The sequence below is a fragment of the Pseudomonas sp. Irchel s3h14 genome (assembly GCF_900187425.1).
Lineage (GTDB): Bacteria > Pseudomonadota > Gammaproteobacteria > Pseudomonadales > Pseudomonadaceae > Aquipseudomonas.
Genome location: NZ_FYDJ01000030.1, coordinates 1 through 16877, shown reverse-complemented (window position 1 = coordinate 16877; position 16877 = coordinate 1). Strand labels below are relative to the sequence as shown.

Annotated in this window: 16 protein-coding genes; 14 read left to right on the top strand and 2 right to left on the bottom strand. The window is 58.3% G+C overall.

The window, feature by feature from the left end; genetic code table 11:
• The first annotated feature begins 2 nt into the window (after positions 1–2).
• From cyoB to cyoE, 4 genes are read left to right on the top strand one after another with little or no spacing between them, the layout of a single operon-like run.
• Entirely contained in the window at positions 3–2033 is a 2031-nt protein-coding gene (gene cyoB, locus CKW16_RS29510; RefSeq protein WP_095132947.1) for a cytochrome o ubiquinol oxidase subunit I, read from the top strand.
• 3 nt (positions 2034–2036) lie between these two features.
• A complete protein-coding gene (locus tag CKW16_RS29505; protein ID WP_074873898.1) occupies positions 2037–2663 on the top strand; it encodes a cytochrome o ubiquinol oxidase subunit III in 627 nt (208 codons plus the stop codon).
• Positions 2664–2999 (top strand): cytochrome o ubiquinol oxidase subunit IV, encoded by a 336-nt coding sequence (cyoD, locus tag CKW16_RS29500; RefSeq protein ID WP_095132945.1) that lies wholly within the window; start codon positions 2664–2666, stop codon positions 2997–2999.
• A gap of 11 nt (positions 3000–3010) precedes the next feature.
• Complete coding sequence (gene cyoE, locus CKW16_RS29495) at positions 3011–3898, top strand: heme o synthase (protein WP_095132943.1); 888 nt, start codon at positions 3011–3013, stop codon at positions 3896–3898.
• Positions 3899–4090: 192 nt separating this feature from the next.
• Here cyoE and CKW16_RS29490 read toward each other — a convergent pair whose 3' ends face one another.
• Positions 4091–5509, bottom strand: coding sequence for a PLP-dependent aminotransferase family protein (locus CKW16_RS29490; RefSeq protein ID WP_095132942.1), 1419 nt, complete (start codon positions 5507–5509; stop codon positions 4091–4093).
• A 148-nt stretch (positions 5510–5657) separates the two neighbouring features.
• On the opposite strand from CKW16_RS29490, the gene CKW16_RS29485 reads away from it, so the two are divergent.
• The 10 genes from CKW16_RS29485 (at position 5658) to CKW16_RS29440 (ending at position 14950) form a co-directional block, all read left to right on the top strand.
• Positions 5658–6758 carry a hypothetical protein gene (locus tag CKW16_RS29485; protein WP_095132940.1) on the top strand — a complete coding sequence of 367 codons (1101 nt, stop codon included), beginning with the start codon at positions 5658–5660 and terminating at the stop codon, positions 6756–6758.
• A gap of 42 nt (positions 6759–6800) precedes the next feature.
• Positions 6801–8081, top strand: coding sequence for a biotin carboxylase (locus CKW16_RS29480; protein ID WP_095132938.1), 1281 nt, complete (start codon positions 6801–6803; stop codon positions 8079–8081).
• A gap of 49 nt (positions 8082–8130) precedes the next feature.
• Entirely contained in the window at positions 8131–8625 is a 495-nt protein-coding gene (locus CKW16_RS29475) for a RidA family protein (protein WP_046045959.1), read from the top strand.
• 83 nt (positions 8626–8708) lie between these two features.
• Positions 8709–9176 carry a cupin domain-containing protein gene (locus CKW16_RS29470; RefSeq protein WP_095132936.1) on the top strand — a complete coding sequence of 156 codons (468 nt, stop codon included), beginning with the start codon at positions 8709–8711 and terminating at the stop codon, positions 9174–9176.
• A gap of 226 nt (positions 9177–9402) precedes the next feature.
• Positions 9403–10047: a glutathione transferase gene (gene yfcF / locus CKW16_RS29465; protein ID WP_095132934.1), complete on the top strand. Its 645-nt coding sequence runs from the start codon at positions 9403–9405 to the stop codon at positions 10045–10047.
• A gap of 31 nt (positions 10048–10078) precedes the next feature.
• A complete protein-coding gene (locus CKW16_RS29460) occupies positions 10079–11431 on the top strand; it encodes a KamA family radical SAM protein (RefSeq protein WP_095132932.1) in 1353 nt (450 codons plus the stop codon).
• 24 nt (positions 11432–11455) lie between these two features.
• Complete coding sequence (locus CKW16_RS29455) at positions 11456–12328, top strand: branched-chain amino acid aminotransferase (protein ID WP_095132930.1); 873 nt, start codon at positions 11456–11458, stop codon at positions 12326–12328.
• Between the two features lie 21 nt (positions 12329–12349).
• Positions 12350–13108, top strand: a complete 759-nt coding sequence (locus CKW16_RS29450) for a TauD/TfdA family dioxygenase (protein ID WP_095132928.1) — start codon at positions 12350–12352, stop codon at positions 13106–13108.
• 67 nt (positions 13109–13175) lie between these two features.
• Positions 13176–14135, top strand: a complete 960-nt coding sequence (locus CKW16_RS29445) for a diiron oxygenase (RefSeq protein ID WP_095132926.1) — start codon at positions 13176–13178, stop codon at positions 14133–14135.
• Between the two features lie 14 nt (positions 14136–14149).
• Positions 14150–14950, top strand: a complete 801-nt coding sequence (locus tag CKW16_RS29440; protein ID WP_095132924.1) for an N-acyl homoserine lactonase family protein — start codon at positions 14150–14152, stop codon at positions 14948–14950.
• Between the two features lie 115 nt (positions 14951–15065).
• Here the strand turns inward: CKW16_RS29440 and CKW16_RS29435 are convergent, their stop codons facing one another.
• Entirely contained in the window at positions 15066–16496 is a 1431-nt protein-coding gene (locus CKW16_RS29435; protein WP_095132922.1) for a PLP-dependent aminotransferase family protein, read from the bottom strand.
• Between the last annotated feature and the right edge of the window lie 381 nt (positions 16497–16877).

The window sequence follows — 16877 nt, the reverse complement described above, 5'->3', positions numbered from 1 at the left end:
CGATGTTTGGTAAATTAAGTTGGGAAGCGGTCCCGTTCCACGAACCGATCGTGATGATAACCATCGCCATGATCGCGCTCGGTGGTCTGGCGCTGTTCGCTGCAATCACCTATTTCAAGAAGTGGACCTACCTGTGGTCCGAGTGGCTGACCTCAGTCGACCACAAGAAAATCGGCGTGATGTACATCATCGTTGCCATGGTCATGCTGCTGCGCGGTTTTGCCGACGCCATCATGATGCGTACCCAGTTGGCCATGGCCACCGAGGGTTCGCCTGGCTACCTGCCGCCTGAACACTATGACCAGATCTTCACCGCTCACGGTGTGATCATGATCATCTTCATGGCGATGCCATTCTTCACCGGCCTGATGAACCTTGCAGTGCCGCTGCAGATCGGCGCGCGTGACGTGGCCTACCCGTTCCTGAACTCCTTGAGCTTCTGGCTGCTGGTTTCCGGCGTGGTGCTGATCAACCTGTCCCTGGGCGTCGGCGAATTCGCCAAGACCGGTTGGGTTGCCTATCCGCCGCTGTCGGGTCTGCAATACAGCCCGGGCGTGGGGATGGATTACTACATCTGGGCGCTACAGCTATCCGGATTAGGTACGACGCTGACGGGGGTCAACTTCCTGGCCACCGTGCTGAAAATGCGTACCCCGGGCATGAAGCTGATGGACATGCCGATCTTCACCTGGACCTGCACCTGGGCCAACGTTCTGATCGTCGCTTCCTTCCCGATCCTGACCGCTACCCTCGCTTTGCTGACGCTTGACCGTTACATGGATTTCCACATTTTCACCAATGAACTTGGTGGCAATCCGATGATGTACGTCAACCTGTTCTGGGCCTGGGGTCACCCCGAGGTTTACATCCTGATTCTGCCGGCGTTCGGGATCTTCTCCGAAGTCATCTCGACCTTCACCGGCAAGCGTCTGTTCGGCCACCACTCGATGGTCTATGCATCGGGCGCGATCTCGATCCTGGGCTTCATGGTCTGGCTGCACCACTTCTTCACCATGGGTTCGGGTGCCAGCGTCAACGCCTTCTTCGGTCTGGCGACGATGCTGATTTCGATCCCGACGGGGGTGAAGCTATTCAACTGGCTGTTCACCATTTACCAAGGGCGTCTGCGTTTCACCAGCCAGGTTCTGTGGACCCTGGGCTTCATGGTGACCTTCGCCATCGGCGGCATGACCGGCGTACTGCTGGCCATTCCGGGTGCGGACTTCGTCCTGCACAACAGCCTGTTCGTGATCGCTCACTTCCACAACGTGATCATCGGCGGCGCGGTATTCGGCTACATCGCAGGCTTCAGCTTTTACTTCCCTAAAGCGTTCGGCTTCAAGCTGCACGAAGGTTGGGGCAAGGCAGCGTTCTGGTTCTGGATCTCGGGCTTCTTCGTCGCGTTCATGCCGCTCTATGCACTGGGCTTCATGGGCATGACCCGTCGTCTGAACGCCACCACCAACCCTGAGTGGGTGCCGTACCTGTACGTCGCCATGTTCGGTGCGGTGATGATCGCGGTCGGTATCGCCTGCCAGCTGATTCAGCTGTACGTCAGCGTGCGTGATCGCAACAAGCCGGAAAACATGTGCGAACACGGTGACCCGTGGAATGCCCACACGCTGGAATGGTCGACCTCGTCGCCACCACCGTTCTACAACTTTGCCGTGCTGCCAAAAGCGGACACCATCGACCCGTTCACCGAAGCCAAGGAAAACGGTACCGCGTACAAGGCTCCGGCCAAGTACGAACCGATCCACATGCCAAACAACACTGCGACCGGTGTGGTCATGGGTGCTCTGTTGACCGTGTTCGGTTTCGCGATGATCTGGCACATCTGGTGGTTGGCCATCGTTGGCCTGGTTGGCACCGTGGTGTATTTCGTGATCCACGCTGCACGTGATGATCAGGGCTATATGGTGCCGGTCGACGTGATCGAGCGCATCGAAGCCGAGCAGCACAAGCGTCTGGTAGCGGCCGGGAAAGTTCCAGCCACCGCCACCCGTGTTGAAACCTCGTTGGAACAGGCTTAAACCATGTCGAACTTAGTGACCACTGCTGGACACGCCCATGGCACGGACCATGGGCACGACGACCATCACCACGACTCGGGCGAGATGACCGTATTCGGTTTCTGGCTCTACCTGATGACCGACTGCATTCTGTTTGCGTCGATCTTCGCGGCGTACGCGGTACTGGTTAACAACGTAGCGGGTGGCCCGTCGGGCCACGACATCTTCGAGCTGCCGTACGTACTGGGCGAAACCGCTCTGCTGCTGTTCAGTTCGATCACCTACGGCTTCGCCATGCTGGCGTTGTTCAAGGGCAAGAAGAACCAGGTACTGGGCTGGCTGGGCATGACCTTCCTGTTCGGTGCCGGCTTCATCGGCATGGAAATCAACGAGTTTCACGTACTGATTTCCGAAGGCTTCGGCCCGAGCCGCAGCGGCTTCCTGTCCGGGTTCTTCACCCTGGTCGGCACCCACGGTCTGCACGTGACCAGCGGTCTGATCTGGATGGCGATCATGATGTACCAGGTGCAGAAAAACGGCCTGACGGCGACCAACAAGACCCGTCTGAGCTGCTTGAGCCTGTTCTGGCACTTCCTGGACGTGGTGTGGATCTGCGTATTCACCGTTGTTTATCTGATGGGGACTATGTAAATGGCGAACGCTCATTCCCACGATAGCCACGACGCCGGCCACGGCAGCGTCAAGTCCTACGCTATCGGTTTCATTCTGTCGGTGATCCTGACCGTCATTCCTTTCGGCCTGGTGATGTACCCGTCGCTGCCAAAAGCCTTGACCCTGTGGATCGTACTGGCCTTCGCAGTGATCCAGGTGCTGGTGCACCTGGTGTACTTCCTTCACCTGGACCGTTCGGCCGCGCAGCGTAACAACGTGATTGCGTTTGTGTTCGCCGCGATCGTGATTGTCCTGCTGGTTGGCCTGTCGCTGTGGATCATGTTCAGCATCCACTCCAACATGATGGCGCACTGAGGAAAGTCCGGATGTCCTTTAAGCACTTTATCCAAATCACCAAACCGGGGATCATTTTCGGTAACGTGCTTTCTGTGGCAGGCGGATTTTTCCTGGCCTCGAAAGGGCATGTCGATCTGGCCATTTTCCTGGCCGCCATGATCGGCACGTCGCTGGTGGTGGCTTCCGGTTGCGTGTTCAACAACTGCATCGACCGCGACATCGACCTGAAGATGGAACGCACCAAAAACCGGGCGCTGGTCCAGGGCTTGATCTCCCTGAAACTGGCCCTGGCGTTTGCGACCGTCCTGGGTGTTTTCGGCGTTGCACTGTTGTACAAAGTAGCCAACCCGTTGGCCGCTTTGTTCGCGGTGATCGGCTTCGTCATCTACGTCGGCTTCTACAGCCTGTACCTCAAGCGCAAGTCGGTTCACGGCACGCTGGTGGGCAGTCTGTCGGGCGCCATGCCGCCGGTGATTGGCTACGTCGCTGTGACGAACAGCTTCGACATGGCCGCACTGACATTGCTGGTGATGTTCAGCCTGTGGCAGATGCCGCATTCCTACGCCATCGCGATCTTCCGCTTCAACGATTACCTGGCCGCATCGATTCCGGTGTTGCCAGTGAAGCGCGGGATTCAAGTGGCGAAGAAGCACATCCTGCTCTACATCCTGGCGTTCCTCGTGGCGACCTTGATGCTGACCTTCAGCGGCTACGCCGGCATGAGCTACCTCGCCGTCGCCGCGGCCATGGGCATGTACTGGTTGTACATGGCCTGGACCGGTTACAAGGCAGTGGATGACACGGTCTGGGCACGCAAGCTGTTCGTGTTCTCGATCTTCACCATTACCGCGTTGAGCGTGATGATGTCGCTGGACTTTAAAGTGCCAAGTGAGCTGTTGCTGACGTACGCGCCTTAAGATTCAGAGGCTGCATTGAAAAGCCCCGCCTTCGAGAGAAGAGCGGGGCTTTTTTGTATGAATAGTTATTGATCGTTCCCACGCTCTGCGTGGGAATGCAGCCCGGGACGCTCTGCGTCCCAGAAGCGTGACGCAGAGCGTCACAAGAGGCATTCCTTTGCTGCGCATGGGAACGATCAACAGGGGGTGCAGTTACCTTTTGTAATCGTCTAGCAACCGGAAAAACCGTTCCCGCACCTGGCTGTTATCGCTGTGCGCCACGTTGAAACGCAGGAAGTGGCTAGCGCTCGGCGCTTTGCTGAGCAGAGTACCGGGCGCCAGTACAAGGTCGATTTCCAGGCCTTTCCTTGCCAGCGTTTCGGCATCCAGCCCTTCGGGCAATCGCGTCCAGATAAACAACCCTTCCCCCGGCAGCGAAGACACCGAGCAACCTGCCTCCTCCAGCCAACTCGTCACCCGACTGCTCGACTCGTAAAGCCGATCCACCGTGCGCCGGGTATGTTTGGCATAGCTGCCATCACTGAGCATCGTGCAGATAATCTGCTCCGCCAGTTCCGAGGTCATGCCCCCGGCGGTCATTTTGAGCGTCACCAGCCTCGCAGCCAGTTGCGGTGACAGTACCGCGTAGCTGACGCGGCTGTTAGCCGTCAGGGTCTTGGAGAAACCGGACACGTAACTGACGTTGTCCAGCCCGCCCGCTGCCAGACGCGGAGTGCTTCGTTGCTGCAAGTCGCAGTACAAATCGTCTTCGACGATGTGGAAACCATAGCGGTGACTCAACTCCAGCAAGCGATAAACCTGCGCCGGGGAGAACGAATGCCCGGTCGGGTTGTGCAGGGTGCTGTTGGTCATGTAAAGCACGGGACGATGGGCAATCAGCAGTTGCTCGAAGACCTCAAGGTCCATGCCGTCACTCCCGCGGGGGATGGTGATGACCTTGGCACCATGCAAGGCCAGATTGGTGTGCATGGTGAAGTAACACGGATCGTCGAGCAGCACCGTGTCGCCAGGTTTGACCAGCAGGCGCATCAGCATGTCGATGGCCTGCACGGTGTTGGCCGTGGTGATGATCTGGTCCACCGACACTTCGATGCCCAAGGCCGACAGCTTGACCCGCAACGCCTCGCGCAGCGGCAGGTAACCGCTGGCGACGCCGTATTCGCCCATGCGCAGGGAGGTTGCGCGCAGGGTGCCGCGCACGGCTTTCAGCAACTCGTCAGCCGGCAGCCACGAGGACGGCAGGAAACCGGCCCCAGGGCGCAGCGCGCCGTTGTCCAGCAGCACCGCGCGGCGGACCACGCTGAGCGTGTCTTGAGGTTGCAGGTCCGGGCCGGCATCGGTCTTGATCGTGGTGCTGGAACGGTGCACGTAATGCCCCGAGCCTTGGCGTGAAACAACCAAACCCTTGGCCCGCAAGCGGTCCAGAGCATCCACCACCGTGGATTTGCCCACGTTCATCATCTCGGAGAGTTCGCGAATCGGCGGCAGCCGGGAGCCGTGAGGCAAGCCTCCGTGGTTGATTGCCTCCGATAACTGATCGACGATCTGCTGAACCAGCGGTACACCCTGCTGGAACTCGATAGCGGCGATCACTGCACGCTGAACCTGCATTTTACTGGTCTCTCCGGCAGTAAAGTTCGTTGGATTCTATACGAACTTGCTCTGATGAAAATAAGCGTCTCTCTCTACCATACCTTACAGACTTTCCTGATTGTCGGCGCCTGTGGCCTTGGCAATCGCTTGGTTCCAGAGGTGTTGCATGAGTGTAGAAACAACGGTCGCCATAGCCAAACCGGTGATTAATATTCGCCTGTTCACAATCCGAATCATCACGGCCGTGTCGCTGTTTGCCGTGCTGGGCAAGGCCAACGTCTGGCTCGACACCGCCACCAACAGCATTCTCGCCCTCGGTTATCGGGCCTTGCTGTTGCTGTTGCCGTTGACCTTGTTGGTGTTGGGCCGGCGTTCGCTGAGCGTCACGTTGCTGTGCGCCGCCCTCGGATTGGTCTTGCTCGCGGTCACCAGCAACCAGGGCATGGTGATGTTCGCCGCCGCGTTGTTTGCCTACGGCATCGCCATCGCGGGTTACCTGATCAAGAGCGAAGCAGCCCAAACCAAAGAGGGCGCGGCCTACAACCGCGTCGCCATGAACATGGGCAGCCTGCTGGCGGGGTTGATCCTGCTCTCGCCCTTGTTGACCCCAACCCTATTTTTCCTCGGTGCCGCGTGTTTCGTACTGCTCTGTTTGCCCATCGCCATGGGCGCAACGTTCACCACTCAACCGGTGGTGGCCCACCCGGTGACCCAGGACGGCAGCGGCTGGCGCAACAAACTGCCGTGGGTGATCGCCGGCATCATCATGGGGATCAAACTGTTTGGCGTGTTCTCGATCCTGCCGCAAGCCATCCTGCTCGAAACCGGTGAGTTACCGGCCTGGTATGGCCTGATGCTGATCCTCAACAGCGCGGTGGTGGTGTTCGCTCAGGTGCCGATGATGAAACTGATCGAGCGCACCGGGCGCTTCAAGGTGGTCGCCGTGATCGGGATCATCGTCGGTGGCTTTGCGGTGCTCTCGTCTCCCGCCGCTTTTCACGTCGAAACCCTCGTCGGCGCGTTGATCTGGGTAGCGCTGCTGTCCCTCGCCGAATGTGCGTTCAGCTACCTCGATTACTTCTCCGTCAAACAAAACAACATGTTCGTCAAGGAAGTCTCCCTCGGCGTTGGCGCCGGGCTGACGGTGCTGATCATGCGGGTCGTGCCACCGCCGTACAACGCACTGGTGCTGGCCGCCATTGGCGCGGGCGGGATCCTGGCCTGGTACTACCTCAACCGTAAATCCAATGCGTCGTTGCACGACTGACTCATCGCGGTTGCGTTATTCATTTCACAGGTCGGAGGCTTCATGAATACGACATCATGCGTAGTCGTGGTCGGGTACAACGGCAATCGGGTTCACGATATCCGCAAGCTGCGCGAGCTCTGCAAGGCGCTCTATGACGCCCGGCTCATCCTGTTGGTCGATAAGATTCAGCCCGATGACGAGCAAGTGGCCGATCACGTCTGCAGCACTTCACTGGCGCCCGAAGAGGTCGCGGCCTCCCTCGAACTGGTGGTGGGGTGTTTGAACGCCGATCGATGGAAGCTGATCGGGGTTCTGCCTTTTTCCGATCGTGGCGTGCTGCTCGGCGCCGCGCTGGCTTCCCATTTCGGCCTGCCCGGCATCACCCCGGGCGAGGCGCGGGCGGGGCTGGACAAGCAGATCTTTCGCAAACTGGAAGCGGCTGCCAGCACTTCACCAGAGCATTACCGTCCGGTGTTTTCCGCACGCATCGAGAGCTTGCCCGAACTGCGCCAGAGGGTCATCGAACTGGGCGGCAAAGCCTTTATCAAACCGGCTTGTGAAGGGGCTAGCAGAGGTTGTCGGGTCATCCATCATCCGTCCGAATGCGACGAGGCCTGGCACGCACTCAAGCCGTATCGCGAAGGCGGCATCGTGCTCGAAGAGCTGATCCAGAACGCCCGGGAATACAGCTGGGATTACGTGGCCGGCAGCACCTGGGTTACCGAAAAAACCACCACTGAAGGCGCCTATCGCGCGGAAATCCAGCAGGTGGTGCCCGCACCGTTAACGGGCGATGTGCAGGCTCGATTGTCGACAGCGGGTCGGCACATGTCGGCGTTGGTCTCGCTGGATAACGGCGCTTACCACAACGAAGTTTTCCTGCGCGCCGACGGCCTGACCTCCGCAGTGGAAACCAATATGCGCCCCGGCGGCATGCACATCTGGGACCTGGCCCGTCTGGCGTTCGTGGATTTCGATCCGTGGGAAAGCTGGGTCAGATGGGCGGTGGAAGGCAAGACCGAACACCATGATCCCGTCGCCCGGGGTTATTGCGGTATCCGTCTGCTCAGAGCACCGGCTGACGGTCTTTTACGCGCCACGCCAGACATCGAATCGCTGGCCCGGAAACTGAACATCGAACTGGTGGAAGCGGTGTATGCCAAGCGCGTCGGTGATTCGGTCACGGCATTGGTGAAAGACAACACCTCATTCATCGGCCACATCGTGTTGTTCAGCAAGGACTACGGACAACTCAGCGACAACCTGTTGCGGCTGGCAGAAGCGATCGAGTCACGCGTCGAGGTCACCTGCCTGGCCCCGGCGACGAGGGCCTGTGGCTGAGCCGTGGGACCTGCGTTTTTTTGCATTATTGATTCAGAGGGTTTGGTAAATGATTGAGCAAAAGAGCTGTGATGAGCGTTTCATCGACCTGGCAAAAGAGCTCGGCTATGACATCTACGGCGAGAACACCGCCGGCGGGCATTATGCCCCGCTGGTTCGGCATCATGATGAGCTGTACATCAGTGGTCTGGTGCCGCGCATGAACGGCAAAATCCAGTACCCCGGCAGAGTCGGCCTGGAATTGAACATGGCGGATGCTCAAACGGCAGCCAGCATCAGCGCGATGCGCGGGCTGGCGCTGATCGTTGATGCCATTGGTTCGCTGGATAAAATAAAGTCGCTGATACGGATAACGGTCTATGTGAAATCCACGGCAGACTTTGTTGATCTCAGCGAAGTGGCCAACGGCGCGTCGGATGTATTCAGCCATGTGCTGGGGGACGCCGGGAAACATACTCGAACGACCGTGGGTGTTTATCAATTACCGAAAAATGCCGCGATAGAAGTCGACATGATTGCAGCGCTGAAACCGTCAGCGTTATAAGTGTTAGTTGTTCGGCTTTACACCACTGAATGGTTGACCTAAGGTTCGGTGATTCAAGTCGACAATATAAGTTGGAACTCGCGATGAATAACGTTCAAGGTGCGTTTTTTTCATATAAGGACTTTCGCCAGAGTTTGCACCAGCCGCCGGTCAGTGCACAGGTGTGGAAGAGGGGTGAACTGACAGACATGCGTCAGAGCCTCGAGGCCAGCGAAGTCGATATTGTCGCGCTGGCTCACGACAACAGCATCGAAGGTTGCAAGTTGACGCCAGGGATGGCGGTGTCCATGCAATGGTTGAAACCGGGCGCGGTGTTGGACGGGCATGCTCATTCGTGGTGGCACCTGTTCATCATTCAGTCCGGCCGTGGCGCGTTGACCTTGGGCGATGCCGATGAAGTGAGCGTCAGCATGGGCGATGTTTTGCTGGTGCCGGCATGGACCCGGCACGGCTTCGTCAACACCAGCAACGACGAGCCGCTGGCGATGCTGAACATGAGCAACATGCCGCAAATGGCATCGCTCTCCAATCTGGGCGATCGCCAGGCCTGATCACTGTCCAACCGTCATTTTCTCTTCGTTGCACACCAGGGAGTCAGCGTTCGCTGACTCCCTTTTTCTTTTCTGCGGCCCTGCCGAATCCTCCTGACGATCTGCATTTTTGAACTTTCTGTATCGATAGAAACAGATAATTTCTGTATCTGTTCAGCGCTTGATCAACTAACTACGATCACTTCCAAGGCAACGGATTAATGTGGTTAATGCAAGGGAGCGTTCTATGGAAAGTGCAAAGCTTAAACTATATGTCGGCGCAGATTTTGTCAGTGCTTTTGCGATGTCGGCTTTTGTGGCGCTCAAGGAAAAGCAACTTTCATTTGAACTGGTCACGCTGGATTTGAAGGCGCGGGATAACTATCAAGCGAGTTATCGTGATCTGTCTCTCACCTGCAAGATCCCCACGCTCATTCACCAGGGTTTCGCATTGTCGGAATCTTCGGCCATTGCCGAATACCTGGAAGAAGTAGCGCCGGGGCATAACAGACTATTGCCGCTGGACATCAAGCAGCGAGCACGCGCCCGTCAACTCCAGGCCTGGTTGCGCAGTGATTTGTTGGTCATTCGCAAAGAACGCCCGGCGGATCTTATTTATTTCGGCAAAAAAGATACCCCGCTGTCCGACGATGCCCTGGCCGCTGTCGACCGGTTGTTTTTTGTCGCCGATCGATTGCTGGAGGGGGGCGCCGAGCATCTGTTCGGTGACTGGAGCATTGCCGACACCGACCTGGCAATCATGCTCAACCGATTGGTCGCCAATGGTGATCAGGTTCCCTCCCGACTCGCCGCGTATGTCCACCGCCAGTGGGATCGCGACAGTGTTCGGGCATGGATGGACATAGAGCGCGCAGCGCCGGCCATTCAGTAAGTACTGCCAGCCAATCACCAGGAGCGCTGCCATGCAGGGAATGTCGGAGCAGGAACGCTACAAACCCTATAACTCACGCACCATTCGAGACACGCCGTATTGGCAGAAACTGACGCCAGCGTTGCAGGAAGCCATGACTGTCGTGGCCCGGGTTATGCCGTTTCGCACCAATGAATATGTACTGGGCACGTTGATCGACTGGAACAACATCCCGGACGATCCGATTTTCCGCATGACCTTTCCTCATAAGGACATGCTGCTGCCGGACGAATACGCGTCGCTCAAGCAACTGATCGAACGGGATGACAGTGTCGCCATCAAGCGGCGGATCGAGGCTATCTGGTTGCGGATGAACCCGCATCCGGCCGGGCAACTGACGCATAACGGCGCGACTCTCGACGGAAAAGTCCTGCCGGGCATTCAGCACAAGTACCGCGAAACCGTGCTGTTTTTCCCCGGTGCCGGTCAGACCTGTCACGCCTACTGCACGTTCTGTTTCCGCTGGGCGCAGTTCATCGGCGAAGAAGAACTCAAGTTCAACGCGCGCGAATCCCAGGAGTTGGTGAGTTACCTGCGGGTGCACACCGAAGTCACCGACGTGCTGATCACCGGGGGCGACCCGATGATCATGAACACCCGCTCGCTGGCCGGTTACATCGAGCCGTTGCTGGAATTGCCCCACCTGAAAAGCATCCGCATCGGCACCAAATCCGTGGCGTATTGGCCGCAACGGTTTGTCAGCGACAAGGATGCGCCCGAACTGCTGGAGCTGTTTAAGCGGATCGTCGCGGCGGGGAAAAATCTCTCGATCATGGGCCACTACAACCACCCGGTGGAGATCCGCCAGGACATCGCCCGCCAAGCCATCGAACGCATTCGTTCCAGCGGCGCGACGTTGCGCATGCAGGCACCGGTGATTCGGCACATCAACGAGAACCCCGCTGATTGGGCCGCGCTCTGGACCGAAGGCGTGCGGCTCGGCGCGGTGCCTTATTACATGTTTGTCGAGCGCGATACCGGCCCCAGCCATTATTTCGCGATGCCGCTGGCTCGGGCCTTCGAGATCTTTCAGGCGGCGTATCGCACGGTGTCCGGATTGGCGCGCACGGTTCGTGGTCCGTCCATGAGCACCTTCTACGGCAAGGTGTTGATCAACGGTATCGAAACCGTGGCCGGGGAAAAAGTCTTCGTGCTGCAGTTCCTCCAGGCTCGCGATCCGCAATGGGTGTTGCGCACGTTCTATGCGCGATTCGATCCGCAAGCGACCTGGTTCGATGAGTTGCGGCCGGCGTTCGGTGAGCGCTTGTTCTTCTTTCAGCCCGAGCCTGATCTTGTGGTTGCGACGGAGCCCGAATTGATACCGGTTCTGCTCGAAACGGCGTAGGACGATTCATCAGGAGATATGGATATGAGCGGTATTCCGTTTGATCAGCGAGAAGGTTTCATCTGGCTCGACGGCGAGTTCGTCGAGTGGTCCCAGGCGCGGCTGCATGTGCTGACCCACGGCCTGCATTACGCGAGCACGGTGTATGAAGGGGAACGTGTCTACAACGGCAAGATCTTCAAACTGCGCGAACACAGCGAGCGTTTGTATCGCTCGGCTCAGTTGATGGATTTCGTCATTCCCTATGAGCTGGCCGAACTGGAAGCGGCCAGCCATGAGCTGCTGCAACGCAACAACGTGGTCGACGGTTATCTGCGGCCAGTGGCCTGGCGCGGCAGTGAAATGATTTCCACCTCGGCTCGCTTCAACAGCGTCCACGTGGCGATCGCCTGCTGGCAATGGCCGAGCTATTTCGACCCCGCCGGGCACATGGCCGGCATTCGTTTGAAAACCGCCGAGTGGCGTCGTCCGCCACCGAGCTGCAGTCCGTTTGAAGCCAAGGCATCCGGGCATTATCAGATCGCCACGCTGAGCAAGCACGACGCTGAAAACAATGGTTACCACGACGCCTTGATGCTCGACTGGCGCGGCAACGTTGCCGAAGCCACCAGCGCCAACGTGTTCTTCGTCAAAGGTCGGACGTTGCACACCCCGGTGCCGGATTGTTTCCTCAACGGCATTACCCGTCAGACCGTCATCGAACTGGCCAGGGCGCTGGATTACCAAGTGGTCGAGCGAACCATTGTTCCTACGGAGCTTGGCGACTTCGACGAGTGTTTTCTCACCGGTACCGCTGCCGAAATCACACCCGTGCAGCGCATCGATGAACATCGCTATCGACCGGGCAACGCCTGCCGCGAATTCATTGCTGCCTACACCTCAACCGTCAACGCCTGATAAACAGCCAGGAATCTCACCATGTCAGATCAAGGGATTGTCGCGTCTAAACCTTACGTTTCACTGGGCCACCGCCATGAAGAATTGTCGGCGCGAGGCTGGACGGTGTTGACGCCGGACGAGTTCGCCGACGACGTGCTCGGCACGCTGCAGGAGTTCGGCCCGGTCATTCCGCAATTCAACGGGCAGACCGCGTTCGCCATCACCCGCAAGCCGGGATACGAAGACTTGCCGTATTCCCAGAGCATGAACGGTATCGGCCCACACACCGAAGCGCCGGTTTACGGACCGCCGCCGCGCTACCTGGCGTTGCATTGTCATCAACAGGCCACGTGCGGTGGCGGGCATACAGGGCTGGTGGACGGTTATGAATTGCTGGCGTTCCTCGAGCGCACCGACCCTGAGTTGCGTGAATGGATCGACGACACGCCTGTGGAGTTCGTCGCCACCGCCAAACCCGGTGAAGCCGCGCAACGCCGGGTCAAGGAATACATCCTGACGCCTACAGAAGACGGGGATATTTTCCGCTTCAGCTACAACCAGTTTCACTACGGCGATGTGAATCCTTCCAAGGAAGCGCTGCTGCACTCGCAAGTCGCCAATAGCTCGTCGTCACTGGCCAGGTTTGCAGTCCTGGGCGAAGCGTATTTCGTTGAGCACAACACACCGGTGCTGATTCCCGACGGATGCCTGCTGATTTGGGACAACTGGCGAATGATCCACGCCCGCAGCCGATACACTGACCCGGCGCGAAACCTGACCCGCTACTGGCTGGCCTGATTCATCCGTCGCCCTTAATTCTATTGGCGTACCCGTCATCGGGTACGCGTCCTACAGGTATCGCGTCATGCAAACAGCAATCGAGATCGCCAAGGTCGATCATCAACTGGTCGTGCGGCTCAATCAGGCCTGGACCAAACGGGCCACGGTCTGCGCCCCGGACAAGGCCGAGGCCAGCGAAGCGTTTGATCCGGCGCGCCCGGATTACCCGGAATGCATGGTGCCGTTTTTCCATCATCCAAAATTCCAGGCCTTGAGTGATGAACTCAAAAGCACCGTGGTGACCTGGGGCTGGATCGGCTACAACCTGCGCACGGTGACCGCCGAAGAGCACGTGGTGAATCCGGCGCTGAGCGTCATCGCTAATCAATACCTGGGCAAGGACGACTGGCATTTTCGCGAGGCCATGCAGCAGACGTTGATCGATGAGCACTACCACACGCTCATGCATCTGCGGGCGATCGAACGGACCAAGCTGGAGCGCGCACTCGATCAGGATCTGGATTTGCCGCCGTCGGTCACCTACCTGCGGCTGATCGCCCTGCGTGAGGAACTGCCAGAGCAGTGGCAGCGCGACCTGGCAGCGATCACCTTTGCGGTAGTGGCCGAGATCAGCGTCAACGCCTATCTGGATTTGCTGGCCGACGACCAGAGCATTCAACCGCAAAACCGCCGCGTGGCCGAACTGCATAACCGCGACGAATATGCCCACAGCAAGATTCTCGCTGAAGTGGCGAAGGTCATGTACGCGAACATGCAGCCGACCCAACGGGCGTTTTTCGCTCGTACGTTGTCCGTTGCTTTGAGTGCCTTTGTCGCCCAGGACTACTCGATGTGGGAGGCAATTCTCATGCAGCTCGGGGTCGAGGATGCCGCGCTGATCATCGCCGACACCCAGGAGAGCAACAAGAACGCAACGATCATGCGGGACTACAGTGGCCTGCATCGTCTGGCCCAGGATCTGGGCATCAGCGACGAGATCGATTTCGACTTCCGTCCGACCCTCAAAGCCACCGCAGCGGCCTGAACCAGGAGGTGAATATGTCCGTTCCTGTGTACGAAGTATTCGCGATCCGTGTCGGCGCCAATGCCCAGCGCACCGCCCGGGAGAACTTTCTCTACGACGCCTGCTGTGGTGATCCGAATGCGTCGATGCCACTGGATTATTACTTCTGGGTCATTCGTAACGAGCAGCAAGTGATCGTGGTCGACACTTGTTTTCAACCGGCCACGGCAGACCGGCGCAACCGTCAGATGTATCGCCTGCCGGAAGAATCCCTACGCCAACTGGATATTGATCCGGCACAGGTCGACAACCTGATCCTCACCCATTTGCACTGGGATCACGCCGGCAATCTGGGGCTTTTTCCGAAGGCCACGGTGCATCTGCAAGAAGCGGAACTGCGTTTCTGCACCGGACCGAAAATGGCCCATCACACGGTGAACAAAACCTACGAGGTCGACGACGTGATGTCGGCGCTTCCACCGCTGTTTGAAGGCCGGATGCGTTTGCACACCGGCACGGTGGAGGTGGTTCCCGGTGTGACATTGCACCCGGTGGGTGGGCATACACCGGGTAGCCAAGTCGTGCGGGTGAACACCGCGCGTGGGTGGATTGTTCTGGCCTCGGATGCTGCGCACTTGTGGGCCAACATCCGTCAGCGCAGTCCGTTTCCGATTCTTGATGATTTGGCGCAGACGCTTGAGGCGTTCAGTTTGATCGATCGCCTGGCTGACGGCGAAGACCATGTCATTCCCGGTCATGACCCGCTGATTGCCGAGCGCTTCCCGCATTGGAATGACGATCCGCACATCATTTGCCTGCACCAACCCCCGATCTGAAGAACACCCTAAACCTTGTAGGAGCAAGGCTTGCCCGCGATGGCGATTTGTCAGACACATAAATGCTGATGTGCCGCCGCCATCGCGGGCAAGCCTTGCTCCTACAGGGTATGTGTCAGCCCTGGGGTTTGAGGAGTTGGCCGAGGGTCGCCAGCGCTTCATCTATCCGCGATGAATACGGCGCGCCGCAACCAATGCGCACAAAGTGATTGAAACGCTTGGCATTGGAAAAGATATCCCCAGGTGAAATCTGGATGCCGGCCTTCAACGCTTCATGGAAAAACGCCATGGACGAATGCTGGCGCGGCAGTTCCACCCATAACAACGTACCGCCCCGAGGGGTGGTCACGCAGGTGCCAGCGGGAAAGTAGCGAATGATCGCTGCACTCATTTGCTGGCGTTGTTGAGTCAGGATTTTCCTCAAGCGGCGTAGGTAACGTTCGTAGGACGGTGTCTTCATGAACGCACTGACCGCCAGTTGCGACAACGCCTCACATCCCCGGGACTGAGTGTGTTTGAGCATTTCCACGCGGTCGTGCCATTTTCCCGCGCTGATCCAGCCCAGGCGTATGCCCGGCGCCAGGGTTTTGTTCAGGGATGCGCAATAGATCACATTGTCGGTGCGGTCCCAGTGCTTGAGCGTGGACAGCGGCTGCTCGGTATCCACCAGATCGCCATAGGTATCGTCTTCGATCAGCACTGTGGCGTGCTCGGCGCACAGCTGAACCAGCCGCGCCTTGTTGGCATCGGGCATGATGCTGCCCAGCGGATTTTGCAGGTTGGGAATGACGATCAGCGCCTGAATCCGTTCAGGACCTTTTAGCAATTGTTCGAGGGCGAACAGATTGATTCCGGCGTGCGAAGTCGCCGGGACCTCCAGCACCCGCAGACTCAGGCTTTCGAGAATTTGCAGCAAGCCGTAAAAGGTCGGTGATTCCACAGCCACGGTGTCACCCGGTTGGGTGACCGCGCGCAAAGCCAGGTTGATCGCTTCGGTCGCGCCGTTGGTGATCACAATCTTTTCCGCTGGCAGGTTGGCCTTAGCGGTCAGCGCCCGTCGGGCAAGAATACTGCGCAATGTGCTGTTGCCGCAGGTGGAACCCGCCGCTCCGAGCAAGTGCGGATCGTGACGCAGCGCCTTGATCATATGGTCTTGCAGGATCTTCAACGGATAGAGTTCCGGCGCGCAGAAGGCACTGGCGAAATTGACCTTGATCGTCGCGCGCTGACTGGCCTTGAGGACCGATGACACTTGCTCATGAATGCCGACGTAGACGCCGGTGTCCAGAGGCGGGGGAGGAGCGATCGGGACGGGTTTGCGCAACGTATCGGGCTGACGAATGTAATTGCCGGAGCGCGGCCGCGCTTCCAGCACGCCACAGTCCTCGAGTTCCCGGCAAACCTGCACCGCGGTCGACAGGCTGACGGCATGTTTTTCCATCATCAGCCGAATGGAGGGGAATCGTTCACCGGTTTTCAAGGTGCCGCTGCGGATCGCGTCGAGGTAGTGGTTGGCTAACTGACGGTAAAGGGGAGTTGTGTTCATGATGACCTCAGCAATCGCACCACTGAAGTCTTGGGCTGGAAAGTGAGTTGACGCTCCCTGCAGGCGGACCCGTGGTGCTGAAGGGTTAAGGAAAAGTGTTTTTCTGGCGCCGATTCACCGTGACATGAGTGCCTTTGGGCATTGATTGCCGAACGGGGTGGCACTTTGCAACTGTCTCGGTATGGGCGACGACGACAGGAAGGGAAATTGTGGGTTTTATAAAATCGCGGGCAATAAAAAGCCCCGCTCTAGGGCGTAATGCTGTTCACTTAAGCGGAGCAGCCTTACGGTCTACTGGAAACCGGGTCTTTGAGATCTTCACCGTCCTTGGCCTCGAAGGCCTGGGGCGGTGATCCAGAAATAATCCTCCAATACCTGCCC

Bases quoted from the DNA above. Each gene is read 5' to 3' on its own strand.
- cyoB (WP_095132947.1), top strand. From the start codon at position 3: ATGTTTGGTAAATTAAGTTGGGAAGCGGTCCCGTTCCACGAACCGATC.
- CKW16_RS29505 (WP_074873898.1), top strand. From the start codon at position 2,037: ATGTCGAACTTAGTGACCACTGCTGGACACGCCCATGGCACGGACCAT.
- cyoD (WP_095132945.1), top strand. From the start codon at position 2,664: ATGGCGAACGCTCATTCCCACGATAGCCACGACGCCGGCCACGGCAGC.
- cyoE (WP_095132943.1), top strand. From the start codon at position 3,011: ATGTCCTTTAAGCACTTTATCCAAATCACCAAACCGGGGATCATTTTC.
- CKW16_RS29490 (WP_095132942.1), bottom strand. From the start codon at position 5,509: ATGCAGGTTCAGCGTGCAGTGATCGCCGCTATCGAGTTCCAGCAGGGT.
- CKW16_RS29485 (WP_095132940.1), top strand. From the start codon at position 5,658: ATGAGTGTAGAAACAACGGTCGCCATAGCCAAACCGGTGATTAATATT.
- CKW16_RS29480 (WP_095132938.1), top strand. From the start codon at position 6,801: ATGAATACGACATCATGCGTAGTCGTGGTCGGGTACAACGGCAATCGG.
- CKW16_RS29475 (WP_046045959.1), top strand. From the start codon at position 8,131: ATGATTGAGCAAAAGAGCTGTGATGAGCGTTTCATCGACCTGGCAAAA.
- CKW16_RS29470 (WP_095132936.1), top strand. From the start codon at position 8,709: ATGAATAACGTTCAAGGTGCGTTTTTTTCATATAAGGACTTTCGCCAG.
- yfcF (WP_095132934.1), top strand. From the start codon at position 9,403: ATGGAAAGTGCAAAGCTTAAACTATATGTCGGCGCAGATTTTGTCAGT.
- CKW16_RS29460 (WP_095132932.1), top strand. From the start codon at position 10,079: ATGCAGGGAATGTCGGAGCAGGAACGCTACAAACCCTATAACTCACGC.
- CKW16_RS29455 (WP_095132930.1), top strand. From the start codon at position 11,456: ATGAGCGGTATTCCGTTTGATCAGCGAGAAGGTTTCATCTGGCTCGAC.
- CKW16_RS29450 (WP_095132928.1), top strand. From the start codon at position 12,350: ATGTCAGATCAAGGGATTGTCGCGTCTAAACCTTACGTTTCACTGGGC.
- CKW16_RS29445 (WP_095132926.1), top strand. From the start codon at position 13,176: ATGCAAACAGCAATCGAGATCGCCAAGGTCGATCATCAACTGGTCGTG.
- CKW16_RS29440 (WP_095132924.1), top strand. From the start codon at position 14,150: ATGTCCGTTCCTGTGTACGAAGTATTCGCGATCCGTGTCGGCGCCAAT.
- CKW16_RS29435 (WP_095132922.1), bottom strand. From the start codon at position 16,496: ATGAACACAACTCCCCTTTACCGTCAGTTAGCCAACCACTACCTCGAC.